Raw genomic sequence first — 13,035 nt, forward strand, 5'->3', positions numbered from 1 at the left:
GAGCTGCTGCCCTGTTCCTCAACCGGACGCTTATCCTGTTCGGATGGCAGGTGGAACCAAGCGGCTGCCGCGGGCTGTGCGTGAACAGCAGATGCTCGACGCCGCGGTGCAGATTTTCTCGGTCAACGGCTATCACGAGACGTCGATGGACGCGATCGCCGCCGAGGCCGAGATCTCCAAGCCGATGCTGTACCTCTACTACGGCTCCAAAGAAGAACTGTTCGGCGCCTGCCTCGACCGGGAGCTGACCCGGTTCGTGGACGTGGTGCGCGGGGAGATCGACTTCACCCAGAGCCCCAAGGATCTGCTGCGCAGTGCCGTGCTGGCGTTCCTCACCTACATCGATGCCAACCGGGCCTCCTGGATGGTGCTCTATACCCAGGCCACCAGCTCACAGGCATTCGCGCACACGGTCCGGGAAGGCCGCGACCGGATCATCGATCTGGTGGCCAGGCTGCTCAGCACCGGTACGCGTAATCCTCAGCCCGACAGCGACTTCGAGATGATGGCGGTGGCGCTGGTGGGCGCCGGCGAGGCGATCGCCAGCCGGGTCAGCACCGGAGATGCCGACGTGAACGAGGCGGCCGAGCTGATGATCAACCTGTTCTGGCGCGGTCTGAAGGGCACGCCCTCGGACGCGGGAACGCAGTCGGTCACGACGAGCTGATCGGCATCGCCGGCAGCGGGCCACCGTCGACCAAGTATCCCGGATGCAGGTGAAATGAAGCTGATCACAACTCTTTTCGCGACGATTCTGTTGGTCTCCACAAGCTCATGTGGATTCTTCGGCAAAGATCAGCCTGCTGGCGAAGGCGCGGCGACGACGGAGCCAGTTTCATTGACCGTCACCGAGGCGGCGCGGGCGGTCGCGGGTTACGTGTCGATGATCGTCGGCAGGCCCATCGATCCCGATCCCGCCTTCGCGGCCTTGCATGGTTGCCGCACGAATGCGGGAATGATGCCGGACGGGCCGCCCTGGCGGGTGTACCGCCAAGCCTCGATTCCCGATCCCGCGCCCGAGCTCGTCCAGGCAGCCCTGACCCGGATCGACACCCTGCTCGATCAGGGGTTCCAACCCATACCGTGGACCCGCCCAGAGCCGGAACCGCCGCACAACAAAGCCTACGAGGACAGCCGGGGGTACAGCGTCTCGGTACAGGCTGAAATCAGTCCGGCCAGTACCTACAGACTCGACGTGTCCGCGACCTCGCCGTGCGCCAACGAGGATTAAGCGGCCACACCCTCCACCAGGCTGAATGGTGATGCCGTCTCCACCACGCGAGTGAGCCGGAACCCGGCCTCCTGGTACAGCTTTCGGTAGTCGTCCTCGGTGCGTTCCCTCGCGGCGATCCCGATCAGCATCTCCATGTCGGTCCATTTGCCCAGGAACTCGCGGTCGTGGTCGGGAATCACTCCCTCGATCAGCAGCAGAGTGGTGCCCGGTGTCGCGGCGGCGCGCACATTGCGCAGGATCGACAGTGCCTCGGTGTCGGGCCAGTCGTGAATGATGTTCTTCATGACGTAGGCGTCGGCGCCTGCGGGGACGCTGTCGAAGAAGGAGCCGGGGATGACGCGGACTCGGTCGGCGGTTCCGTACTTGCCCAACATCGCCGGTGCTCCGTCGACCACCTGCGGCAGGTCGTAGAGCACGCCCCGGCTCCGCGGGGTGGCCTGCAGGATGGCCGCCAGCAGTCGGCCGTGCCCGCCGCCGACATCGGCGATGGTTCCGAACCGGGAGAAGTCGTAGGCGGCGACCACGGGGGCAATAGCCAGCTCGGAGACGCTGGTCATCGCGTCGTTGAAGATCGCGCCCAGTTCAGGCTCGGAGCCCATGTAGTCGAACGCCCCTTTGCCGCGCAGCCTCGGGATGACCGCCTCGCCGGTGCGGACCGCATCGGCGAGATGGCTCCAGTGCTCCCGATGCTGGGGCGAGCCGACGAATTTGGCCATCCCGGCGATCGAGACGGGCGCGTCTGTGCGCAGCGTGTCGCCCAACGGATTAAGTGCGTAGCGTCCGTCGCGGGTGCGACGGAAGACGCCCTCGCTGACCAGCGCCCGCATCAGCCGGTCGAGGGTGTCGGGATTGGCCTCGACGCGGCGCGCCAGCTCCTCGGGGCGCAGCGGGCCGTCGGCCAGCGCGTCGGCCACTCCGAGTTGTGCGGCGGCGGTGATGCCCTGGGCGACCCAGGCACCCAGGATCAGCTCCAGCATCGCCGCGGGCGGCGGGACCGCGCGCTGATGCACGCGACGCAGGTGGTGGCGAACGCGTTCGACCGCACGGACCAATCCGGCCGGCGGCACCTTGGCGGGAGTCACCGGATGACTCTAGGGCAGCTGGGCTGAGGTGTCGGTCACTATGGCCGGTCTGATAGTCAACAGCAAACCGAACTGGCGTCGGAACCTGTTGCGTCGGCCGCCTAGAGTGGTGCGAATGTTCAACGCGACCGAAGAACCCGATAATGCCTGAGGCAGGCACCGGCAGCTCGTCGCTGGACCAGCTCTACCAGCTCCATCGCGAGGTGGCCGATTCGCGCTCGTTGCGGCTCCTGGTGACGAACAACCTGGCCACCTACCTGACGCTGATGGAACGCCACCTGGACCGCGGCGCCAAGCTCACCGAGACCGACCTGGTGGTCCGGCTGGAACGCGACCTCGCCGACCTCGGCTCCGAAACGGACCAGTCGGGTCTGGCCCTGATCAAGCACTGGGCCAGCCAGGGCTGGCTGCACCGGATCACCGAGCAGTCCGGTGACACCGAACGCAATGTCTGCTACCTCACCTACGAGGCGCGGGCCGTGCTGGATTTCGCCCGCCGCATGCGACGCGAGGACACCGTCGCCACCGGCGGTTCGATCACCGGGATCGCGGCCGGTCTGCGCCGCGTGGCCGGCCAGGTCAGCAATGACCCCGATCGCATCCGTGCCGACATCGAAGCCGAAATCGCCAAGCTGCGTGATGAATTGGATGCTCTCGAGCAGGGACAGCGGCCGGAACCCGACCTGGTCGACGTCGAAGACGAGGCACGAGCCATCGCCTTGCAGATGGAGCAGATCGTCTCCGACATCGGGCAGTACGGCGCCATGCTGAACCGCATCACCACCCGACTGCTGGATGCCTCCGCCGATACCGATCTCGGCTACCGGGAGCGCCAACGCCAGCTTTTCGACGACTACGAGTCGCTGTTCGCCTCGCGGGAGAGTGCGTCCTACAGCGCCTTCACCCGAATGATCCAGGACCCCGAGCAGCGGGCTGCGCTGGTGGCCGACATCGAGGCGGTGACCCGTGAGTTGCCGCACCTGGACCCGGGCCTGCGCGAGGTGATGACGGGTTTCTTCGGCCTGGTGTCGGCGCAGACGGCCGAGGTGGGCCGCACCCGCCAGCGCTGCGCCCGACGGATCAAACGCTTCGTCGCGTCCGGCACGCTGGAACACAGCCGCGGCGTCACCCGTCAGCTCAACGACGCCCTGGCCAGCGCGCAGGAGCTGCTCAGCGTTTCGCTCGCCGACAGCCGCATCGGCATCGAGGTTCCGCTGGTCCGAACGGACTTCAATTCGATTGGCGCCGTGGCATTCAAGATTCGTGACGCCGTCCCGCCGTCGCAGGCCGAACCCTCGCACGGTGAGGTGAACTTGTCGGCCTTCTCCGCACTGGCGTCCCAGGTGGACGCCGCTGAGCTCGCCGAGTTGATCAACGGCGCGGTGGCGGACGGGCCATTGTCGCTACCCGACGCGATCGGCATGCTGGACGCGGCGTACCTGGGGCACGTCATCGTGCTGTGGTCCTGGGCACTCAAGCAACAGGTGGGAGAACCGGGCGACGGTCCTTCGGTCCGGGTGCGGTTCCGGTCTCTGGAGGGTGCCGACCGCGAAATCGAAATCCCCCGACTGGTTTTCAACGAACCGATCCCTACTGCCAGCGAGAGCATGCTATGACCGACACCCCGGAGTCGTCGCCCGTCAAAGACGGCGTCATCGATTTCGATGCCCTGCCGAGCATCGACGCCGTCGAACGGTCCACCGACCAGCGGCGCGCGCCCCGCTTCGACGGGGATGTCAGCGAACTGCCCGACCGCGCCTGCTGGGCGCTTCAGCATCTGCTGTCGCGTCGTTACGTCAGCAAGGACAACCACTCGGAGCTGTGGTCGTGGGTGACGCGGTACCGTGCCGAACTCACCGTGCGGCTGTCGGAACTCGATATGCGGCTGTGTATTTCGGATGATCACGACATCGCCTACGTCGAGCAGGCCGACTACGAATCGCAGTGGCGGCGTCGGCTGCTGCGCCGCGAGACCCTCAACACCTACGACTCGATCCTGGCCCTGCACCTGGCCAAGCTCATGCGCGCGGCGGCGCGCGACGAGAACGTACTGATCAGCCGCGACGAGATCCACGAGCTGTTCGCCGGGGTGAACAACGACACCGACCGGGATACCGCCTCGTTCGACAAGCGGATCGACAACGCGATCGAGCGGCTCACTGACATCGAGATGCTCGGGCGTAACCGGGAGGACGAGGACAGTTTCACCATCAGCCCGGTGGTCAACGCCATCATGACGGCGTCGATGATCACCGAGTTGCAGCAGCAGTTCGAGCAGCTCAAGCGGGCCGCGAACGGCACCGTCGATGACTCCGACGACACAGACGTATCCGAACGGCTCGAAGACGAAGTGGACGCCCATGGCTGACCCGACCAACCAGTTCTCCCTGTCGCGCCTGCAGGTCATCAACTGGGGCGTGTTCGACGGGTATCACTCGATCCCGTTCAGCCGACACGGCACCCTGATCACCGGATCCTCGGGCAGCGGTAAATCCTCACTGCTGGATGCGATTTCGCTGGCCTTCCTGCCGTCACACCGCCGCAACTTCAACGCCTCGGGCGACACCACCGCCGCGGGTTCGGGCACCGGCAAGCGCACGGTAGACAAGTACGTCCGCGGCGCGTGGGGAGAGCGACGCGAGGGCACCAGCCGGCAGATCATGTACCTGCGCGGGACGGGGCCGGCCTGGTCCGCGGTCGCGGTCACCTACAGCGACCGCACCGGGCGTTCGGTCACGGGGTTGGTCCTCAAATGGCTGGCCGCAGAGAAGACCTCGGATCCGGGCAGCCGCTACTACCTGATCGACGACGACCGCGACATCTTCGGCCTGTGCAACCGCTGGGCGTCCAACGGCTATGACGCCGCGGTGTTCCGGGACGACGGCTGGACCGGTGGCCGCAGCGAGAGCCAGTACCTGGCGCAGTTGTACTCCAGCATCGGTATCCGAGCCTCTGAAGCAGCTCAACAGCTGCTGGGCAAGGCCAAATCGCTGAAAAGCGTTGGTGGTCTTGAACAGTTCGTCCGCGAGTTCATGCTGGACGAGCCGGCCAGCCTGAGTGGTGTGGAGGAGGCGCTCGAGCAGATCAACCCCTTGGTCGAGGCCCGTGGTCTGCTCGACGTGGCCCGGCGGAAGCGCAACACGCTCGGCAACATCGCTGCGGTACAAGCGCGTTATGCCGAGGAGGCCGCCAAGTTCGGGGTGATCGACACGATCGACAACACCATGATCCGCGATTACGTCGACCATGTGCGGCTGGCCCAGGCCGGCCCGGAGATCGCGAATCTCGATGATCAGATCACCCAGCTTGGCGCCCAACGCGACGAGTTCGGTACCCAGCAGCGTCAGCTCAAGAACGAGCACAACTCGCTGATGGCCCAGATCAACACCGTCACGGTGGATCTGGTGCCGCTGCAACAGCGCCTGACCGAGGCCGAGCGGGTCAGCGAGGAGGTGTCGCGTCGGCGCAGCGGCTACGAGGACAAGGTCACCGCACTGGGGTTGACCCCGCCGGACGACGGCGAGGAATTCTGGTCGCTGCGTGAGACTTTGATGGAGGAAGCCGACCGGCTGCACCGTGAGTTGTTCACCGGAAATCAGCCCTACGTCGAGGCCTCGGCGAAGGAAGTCCGGGCTCGTGAGGCACGCGAGAGCGTGGAAGCCGAGCTGGAGCGGGTGCAGCGCCTGGGTTCCCCGCTGCCCAGAACCGAGTATGAGATGCGGGCACGTATCGCCCGGGCGCTCGACATCTCTGAACGCGATCTGGTCTACGTGGCAGAGCTGATGGAGCTCAAGCCGGACGAGTCGCGGTGGCGGCTTGCGGTCGAAAAGGTGTTGCGCGGTGCCGGATTGCGCTTGCTGGTTCCCGACGCCCACATGGAACGGGCGCTGCGTTTCGTCAACGAGAACGACATGCGCGGCCGGATCCAGCTGCAGCACGTCCAGCACGGTTCGCAGTTGCGGACTCCGCCCCCGGCCACGCTGGCCACCAAGCTTCAACTGGCCGACCCGACGCATGACAGTGCCGTGGAGGCGCTCAACGTGATTGCCGCGGTGGGTGATTACGTGTGCGTCGACGGGCCAGGGGAGTTCACCGAGCAGTCCCGCGCTGTGACCGACCAGGGCTTGCGCAAGGACAGCGGCCGTCTCTCCATCAAGGACGACCGGTCACGGCTGCGCCCCTCGGATTACATCTTCCTCGGGGGAACAGCGGCCAAAGTCGAAGCGTTGCAGGATGATCTGACCGCGGCCCAGGATGTGTACCAGGTGGCGCGCACGGCCCGTGAGCGGCTCGACGAGCACCGCGGCCAGCTGCAGTCCCGGGAACGGGCCTGCCGGGCGCTGTGCGACCAGTACATGCAGTGGAGTGACATCGACACCGATTCGGTGGACGAGATGCTGGAGCGGCTGCAGGGCGAACACGATCTGCTGGTCTCCGACAATCCCGACGCCGAACGGCTGCAACAGCGGGCCGACGATTGCTGGGAGCGCGTCGAGAAGGTCATCCAACAGATCGGTTCGCTCAACGAGCGTGAGACCACCCTGGACCGCAGGCGGACGGCGCTGCTGGAGCTGAGCGAGGTCTTGACCGAGCGGCTCGGTGCCGGCGAATTCCCGTCACATGCCCGGGACACGATCGACGGCTATGCCGCCGACATCGCGCTGAGCCTGGAGTTGCTCGAACCCGAGCTCTACCGGAACGAACTGGTCCGCGTCATCAGTCGTGAACGGGACCGCCTGCGGGCGGACCGCAACCGGTCTCACGACGAGTTGGCCGGCATCATGGCCGCCTACGACAGCTCGTTCCCCGATGCGATTCCCAACGACAGCGATGTGTTCGACGAGCGGGTGCACGACTACGTGGCGTTGTGCCGTCGGATCGACGAGCGCGAGCTGCCCGACGCCTACGAGCGCATGCAGCGGCTGATCACCGAGCAGGCGCCGGGCGCGATCCTGAACCTGCACATGATCGCCGACAACGAGGCTCGGCGGATCACCGAGCAGATCGCCCGCGTCAATACCGGGCTGGGCGCGGTGGAGTTCAACCGCGGTACCCGGTTGACACTGCATGCCGGTACCCGACATCTGGCCGCCGTCGACGAACTCAACGAGAAGGCCCAGCGCATCTCCTCGCGGGTGTCCCTGGTGAGCTTCGGCGACGAGACCGCGATGTTCGAGCAGTACACCGACATCCTGCAGTTGCGAAAGTTGTTGGCGGGCAACACCCCCGAGGACCGCCAGTGGACCCGCGATGCACTCGATGTGCGTAACCGGTTCGTGCTGTACTGCGAGGAGCGCGACGCCGAGACCGGCGAGGTCATCCGGACCTACAGCAACTCCGGCGACAACTCCGGCGGTGAGCAGGAGAAGCTCATGGCGTTCTGTCTGGCCGGGGCGCTGAGCTTCAACCTGGCCAGCCCCGACAGCGACGACACCCGGCCGCTGTTCGCCCAGCTCATGCTGGACGAGGCGTTCTCGAAGTCGGATCCGCAGTTCGCTCAGCAGGCCCTGTCGGCGTTCCGCAAGTTCGGCTTCCAGTTGGTGATCGTGTCGACCGTGCAGAACAGCACGACGATCCAGCCCTACATCGACAACGTGGTGATGGTGTCCAAGTCGGACGCGTCAGCGCCCAATGCCCGGCCGGTCGCTTCGGTCACGTCGGCATCGATCTCCGAATTCGCCGATCTGCGGAAGACCTCGGGCGAGGCGGTTGCGAGCGCCTAGTTCGAGCGCAGGGGCCGGCTGACCAGAATTTGGTGTCTGGACCGGCGTGACGGTGCACTTATCCTCGAAGGGTGACGCCAACCCTGCGAGTAAACGCGCCGACGTTGCGCGATGTTGCTGCAGCGGAGAAATCGGTAGCTGCGGCCGCGTCGAACACCGGAGCCGCTGCGGCGCTGGCTGATGCGGCGGCCGGCATGGCGGGATTGCGCTCCGCGGGCGGCTGTCAATCGGCCCAGGCGGTGTTCGATGAAGTCAACCAGTCGGTGACTACGGCGCTGAACGGTCACTCGCAGAAGCTCGAGGCGGCAGCCCAGCAGTATGAGGCCACTGACGCCACCTTCGGTCGTCGATTGCAGCAGTTCAGTCGATGACGGTCACCGTCGAGCAGGTGAAGGCCTCGCAACCGGAGGCGCTGACCCGCGCCGGCGCTCAGATGGAGGCGGCTGCGGCGGCCTACCAGGCCCAGATCGATCGGCAGCAGGCGAACCTGGACAAGCTGAAGGCAGGATGGCAGGGCACGGCGTCAGATGCGGCAATTGCCGACGGGCAGAAGACCCTTGAACAGATGCGGCGCGTGCACGAGGCCATGGTTCGGGTGCAAGCTCCTCTGCAGGCCGGCGGCGCGCAGTTGACCCAGATCAGATCATCGGTGTTGCAGACCGTGGCGCAGTTGGAGGGTCAGGGCTGGCAGGTCGCTTCGGATGGCACGGTGTCGGTGCGGCCGGGCAGCGCTCTGGATTTCTACGCTCGGCTCAGCCCGGTCAACGCGTTGATGGTCCGCATGCTGGCGGTTCGCAACACCGCTGCGGTGAAAAAGTTGCTGGCTCAGTTCGACGCGGCGGATCAACAGACCGACGAAGCGGTACGGCAGGCAGTGGCCGGCCTGACCAACAGCCCGGGCAGCGGGGCCGGCGGGGGCGCACCCACCCCTGGTGACAAGGCCGAGCCACAAATCCCCGACACCAAGGACCCCCACGCGATCCATGATTGGTGGCTTTCGCTGACCCCGGAGCAGAAGGCGCAGATGCTCCGCGATCACCCGGACAAGATCGGGAACCTCAACGGCATCCCGACCGGTGTGAAGAGCGAGGCCAATCTGAAGATCCAGAAACAGGATCTGGCCCGGGTCAACTCTGCGGCTGAGGCGCACCATGTCAGCGTCGACGAGGTGCGGGCGCACCCGGAAAAGTACGGTCTGACCGCCACAGACATCACGCGTTACCACAATGCGGTCGAGGTGCAGAAGGCGCTGGACCGCTATGGCCGCGACGCCAAGCTCCCCGGGACCGACGATCAGCACCCACCGATCTTTCTGACCAAGTACGACCCCGAGGCGTTCGGCGGCAAGGGTGCGGCGGCGATCGCGATCGGTAACCCCGACACCGCCAACAACACGACCGTGAAGGTCTCCGGTCTCACCACCTCGGTGAAGGGCGGATCGTTGGACAACCCCGATCCGGTCAACCTCTACAACGAGACCAGTTTGGCCGACCCGAGCAAGTCGAACGCAGTCGTCATGTGGATGGGTTATGACGCGCCCGACGACCAGGCGGTCGCGGTGCCGAACATGGCCCGCCACGGTGCTGAACTGTTGGCCGCCGACGTCAACGCTCTGGACGCCACCCACTTGGGTTCCAGCCACCTGACTGTGATCGGCCATTCCTACGGCTCGACCACTGTGGCCGATGCGGCGGCCGGGTTCGGTATGCGCGCCGACGACATTGTGCTGATCGGTAGCCCGGGCACCGATCTGGCGAAATCGGCAGCCGATTTCCACTTGCCTCCGGACGGCCATCTGTACGTGGGGGCGGCCAGCACCGACCCGGTCACCTACCTCGGCCGAGAACACATGAATGCACCCGGCCTGGGCCTGGGCACCGACCCGTCGATCGAGGGGTACGGATCGACCCGATTCGACGCCGAATCCTCGTTGCGCGACTACGGCACCGATCACAGCAGATACTTCGAACAGGGCTCGGAGTCGTTGTACAACATGGCCGACATCGCCTCAGGGCACGGTGATCGGTTGCAACAGAACGGGATGACGGCCGAACATCGCTCAGATCACTGGTATGCCAAAGTTCCGGTGGTGATACCAACCCCGATGGGCCCCATCCCGGTGCCCGGCACCTCGATCACCATCCCGGGTGTCGACCAAGCCTTCGACCCCGAGGCGGATCGGCGCGCTCAGGACAACCACCGCCATTAGGAACTGAGGGAGGAGCATGAGGATTGGGTACGCGTTGGAGACACGTGATCACGGCGATCGCGCTAGTGACAATGACCAGTGTGATGGTCGGGTGCGGCGGTGGTAACGCAGTGACAGAACCGATGACACCGCAACAGTCCCGCGCGCAGGTGATCGACGCCGGCAAAGAACTGGTCCGGGACCTGGGGTTGCGGGGCAACCTGACCAGAACGACGTTCACCTACGAATCCTGCACCGATGACAACAAGGGCCCGTTCAGAGGCAAGCTCGTGTTGGTGTTCTGGATGCCGGGCGCCGACCGGTCCGCGCCGCTGGACCCTGCGATGCTCGTTACCGCGCTGCAGCAACACGGATGGCAGGGCGACCCCGGCTTCCACTCACACAGCACCGCGACGTTGCAGAAGAACGACGTGGAAGCAGTGGTGGAGCTGATGTACGTTCTCCCACTGGGCGCCCACGCGCGCGTCACCCTCTACGGCCAATGCCGCGACACCTATGACCACTCCAAAGACCCGTTCGACCGTGGCGACGTGACGGCTGAGCTGGAATCGCAATAGCCCCCGGCTACTTCGCAGTCAGACGGGCTGCACCGTCGCAGTGAGGTGTGGGTAGCCCTTCTTCAGGTTGCGCAGCGTCAGCTCCCAGCTGTCGCCGTCGCGTTCGACGTAGAGTCCGGCCTTGGCGGGCAACACCACAGGTTTGGCGAACCGCACGGAGTACTTGACCGCATCGGGCAGCTGCCCCTCGATGTTGGCCAGGACCGCTGCAGCGCTGAACATCCCGTGCGCGATGACCGTAGGAAAGCCGAACAGCTTGGCGGCGATCGCGTTGGTGTGGATGGGGTTGTGATCCCCGCCGATCGACGCGTAGTTCCGAATCTGGCCCGCGGTGATGTTCAGAACCGCGTTGGGCGGCGGCAGTTTCGGCTGCTTCTGCGGTTCCGGTTTCGGTTCACCGGACAGGCTGGTCTTCTGCTGGTGCAGGAACGTCGTCACCTGGTGCCACGCCGTGTCATTGCCGACCTTGAGCTCGGTGACGATGTCCACCAGCAGGCCCTTGCGGTGTTCACGCAAGTTCTCCGCGTGTACGGCGGCGCTGACGGTGTCGGTCACCTTGATTGGCCGGTACTGCGTGATGTGGTTCTCGATGTGTACCGAACCCATTGCGGCGAAAGGGAAATCGAATCCGGTCACCAGTGACATCACCGTGGGGAAGGTCAATGCGAACGGGTAGGTCAGCGGCAGGGTGTCGCTGAACCGAAGCCCGGTCACCTGCGCATAGGCGGCAACGTTGGCCGGGTCGATGGACAGCTCGTCGACCGTGACGGTGCGTGCGGGCAGGGTGTCGTCGCGCGGTATGAACGGCAGGGCGCCGACGACGGCGCGCAGCATGTTGTTCACCTGCTCACGCCCCCAACATGGCCTGGCCGCAGACCCGGATCGTGTTGCCGGTGACCGCATTCGACGCCGGGCTGGCGAAGTAGGCGATCAACTCGGCCACATCCACCGGCTTGCCTCCCTGGAACAGCGAGTTCAGCCGGCGGCCCACCTCACGGGTGGCCAGCGGGATGGCGTCGGTCATCTTCGTTTCGATGAACCCGGGGGCCACGGCATTGATGGTGATGCCCTTTTCGGCCAGCACCGGTGCGAGAGCCTCGGTCAGGCCGATCATGCCGGCCTTGGTGGTGGCGTAGTTGGTCTGGCCGCGGTTGCCGGCGATGCCGGCCATGGAGGACAGTCCGATCACCCGGCCGCCATCGCCGAGCGTGCCGCCGGCAACCAGACCCTCGGTGAGGCGCTGCGGGGCAAGGAGATTCACCGCGATCACCGAATCCCAGCGGCTCTCGTCCATGTTGGCCAGCAGCTTGTCGCGGGTGATGCCGGCGTTGTTGACCAGAACGTCGACCTTGCCGCCGTGCTGTGCGGTGACGTGGGCGACGATCTGCTCGACCGCATCGTCGGCGGTGACGTCCAGCGTCAGGGCGCTGCCGCCGACCTTCTCGGCGACCTTGCCAAGATCCTCGGCCGCTTGGGGGACGTCGACCGCCACCACGGTCGCGCCGTCACGTGCGAACACCTCGGCGATGGTCGCGCCGATGCCGCGCGCCGCGCCGGTCACCACGGCGACCTTGCCGGCCAGCGGCTTGTCCCAGTCGGCGGGCGGGGTCGAGTCGGCGGCGCCCACCCGGTACACCTGCCCGTCGACGTAGGCCGACTTGGCCGAGAGGATGAACCGGAGGGTGGACTCCAGGCCGGTGGCGCCGGGCTTGGCGTCGGCGGCCAGGTACACCAGCGACGCGGTGGCGCCGCGCTGCAGCTCCTTGCCCAGCGAGCGGGTGAAGCCCTCCAGGGCACGCTGAGTGATCTGGGCGTGGACGCTGCCTGCTTCGTCCGGCGTGGTGCCGATGACGACCACACGCGCGCACGACGCGAGGTTGCGCAGTACCGGCGTGAAGAACTGGTAGAGCTCCTTGAGCCCGGCGGCGTCGGCGATGCCGGTGGCGTCGAGCACCACACCGCCGAACGAATCGGCCCAGCGGCCGCCGATGTTGTTGGACACGACGTCGTAGTCGCCGGCGAGTGCGGCGCGCAGGGGCTCGACGACGCGGCCTTCGCCGCCGATGAGCAGGGAGCCGTTCAGGGGCGGCTGCCCGGGGCGGTAGCGGCGCAGGGTCTCGGGCTGCGGCACGCCCAGCTGCTTGGCCAGGAACGATCCCGGCCCGGAGTTGACCACTTGGGAGAACAGGTCGGAAGCCACTTCAGCTGCCTTTCGCTTCGCAGTACTGCG

At 66.0% G+C, this 13,035-nt stretch carries 11 protein-coding genes; 8 read left to right on the forward strand and 3 right to left on the reverse strand.

Features of this window, described 5'->3' with window-relative positions; genetic code table 11:
* The first annotated feature begins 43 nt into the window (after positions 1–43).
* Positions 44–667, forward strand: coding sequence for a TetR/AcrR family transcriptional regulator (locus tag A5779_RS12160; RefSeq protein ID WP_064882125.1), 624 nt, complete (start codon positions 44–46; stop codon positions 665–667).
* A 54-nt stretch (positions 668–721) separates the two neighbouring features.
* The gene (locus A5779_RS12165) at positions 722–1,231 is read left to right on the forward strand and encodes a hypothetical protein (RefSeq protein WP_064882127.1); all 510 of its coding nucleotides are present in this window, start codon (positions 722–724) and stop codon (positions 1,229–1,231) included.
* Here the strand turns inward: A5779_RS12165 and A5779_RS12170 are convergent.
* Positions 1,228–2,316 (reverse strand): methyltransferase, encoded by a 1,089-nt coding sequence (locus tag A5779_RS12170; protein ID WP_064882129.1) that lies wholly within the window; start codon positions 2,314–2,316, stop codon positions 1,228–1,230. The genes A5779_RS12165 and A5779_RS12170 overlap by 4 nt on opposite strands.
* Positions 2,317–2,459: 143 nt before the next feature.
* On the opposite strand from A5779_RS12170, the gene A5779_RS12175 reads away from it, so the two are divergent.
* From A5779_RS12175 to A5779_RS12200, 6 genes are all read left to right on the forward strand, one after another.
* Entirely contained in the window at positions 2,460–3,932 is a 1,473-nt protein-coding gene (locus A5779_RS12175) for a DUF3375 domain-containing protein (protein ID WP_064882130.1), read from the forward strand.
* Entirely contained in the window at positions 3,929–4,684 is a 756-nt protein-coding gene (locus A5779_RS12180; RefSeq protein ID WP_064882132.1) for a DUF4194 domain-containing protein, read from the forward strand. Before A5779_RS12175 ends, A5779_RS12180 begins: the two co-directional genes overlap by 4 nt.
* Positions 4,677–8,039 carry an ATP-binding protein gene (locus A5779_RS12185; protein ID WP_064882134.1) on the forward strand — a complete coding sequence of 1,121 codons (3,363 nt, stop codon included), beginning with the start codon at positions 4,677–4,679 and terminating at the stop codon, positions 8,037–8,039. Before A5779_RS12180 ends, A5779_RS12185 begins: the two co-directional genes overlap by 8 nt.
* A gap of 71 nt (positions 8,040–8,110) precedes the next feature.
* A complete protein-coding gene (locus tag A5779_RS12190; RefSeq protein ID WP_064882136.1) occupies positions 8,111–8,410 on the forward strand; it encodes a type VII secretion target in 300 nt (99 codons plus the stop codon).
* Positions 8,407–10,248, forward strand: coding sequence for an alpha/beta hydrolase (locus A5779_RS12195; protein WP_110777171.1), 1,842 nt, complete (start codon positions 8,407–8,409; stop codon positions 10,246–10,248). Before A5779_RS12190 ends, A5779_RS12195 begins: the two co-directional genes overlap by 4 nt.
* Before the next feature lie 110 nt (positions 10,249–10,358).
* Complete coding sequence (locus A5779_RS12200; RefSeq protein WP_131811640.1) at positions 10,359–10,805, forward strand: lipoprotein LppJ family protein; 447 nt, start codon at positions 10,359–10,361, stop codon at positions 10,803–10,805.
* 18 nt (positions 10,806–10,823) lie between these two features.
* Here A5779_RS12200 and A5779_RS12205 read toward each other — a convergent pair whose 3' ends face one another.
* Both A5779_RS12205 and A5779_RS12210 read right to left on the reverse strand, forming a co-directional pair.
* Positions 10,824–11,639, reverse strand: a complete 816-nt coding sequence (locus tag A5779_RS12205; RefSeq protein ID WP_064882192.1) for a MaoC/PaaZ C-terminal domain-containing protein — start codon at positions 11,637–11,639, stop codon at positions 10,824–10,826.
* 13 nt (positions 11,640–11,652) lie between these two features.
* Complete coding sequence (locus A5779_RS12210; protein ID WP_064882140.1) at positions 11,653–13,005, reverse strand: 3-oxoacyl-ACP reductase; 1,353 nt, start codon at positions 13,003–13,005, stop codon at positions 11,653–11,655.
* Between the last annotated feature and the right edge of the window lie 30 nt (positions 13,006–13,035).

This window comes from Mycolicibacterium peregrinum, from assembly GCF_001665625.1.
In the GTDB taxonomy this organism is placed as follows: domain Bacteria; phylum Actinomycetota; class Actinomycetes; order Mycobacteriales; family Mycobacteriaceae; genus Mycobacterium; species Mycobacterium peregrinum_B.

Excerpts from the sequence above, each read along its gene's own strand:
- A5779_RS12185 (WP_064882134.1), top strand. The coding sequence starts at position 4,677 with ATGGCTGACCCGACCAACCAGTTCTCCCTGTCGCGCCTGCAGGTCATC.
- A5779_RS12180 (WP_064882132.1), top strand. The coding sequence starts at position 3,929 with ATGACCGACACCCCGGAGTCGTCGCCCGTCAAAGACGGCGTCATCGAT.
- A5779_RS12165 (WP_064882127.1), top strand. The coding sequence starts at position 722 with ATGAAGCTGATCACAACTCTTTTCGCGACGATTCTGTTGGTCTCCACA.
- A5779_RS12160 (WP_064882125.1), top strand. The coding sequence starts at position 44 with ATGGCAGGTGGAACCAAGCGGCTGCCGCGGGCTGTGCGTGAACAGCAG.
- A5779_RS12195 (WP_110777171.1), top strand. The coding sequence starts at position 8,407 with ATGACGGTCACCGTCGAGCAGGTGAAGGCCTCGCAACCGGAGGCGCTG.
- A5779_RS12205 (WP_064882192.1), bottom strand. The coding sequence starts at position 11,639 with ATGCTGCGCGCCGTCGTCGGCGCCCTGCCGTTCATACCGCGCGACGAC.
- A5779_RS12175 (WP_064882130.1), top strand. The coding sequence starts at position 2,460 with ATGCCTGAGGCAGGCACCGGCAGCTCGTCGCTGGACCAGCTCTACCAG.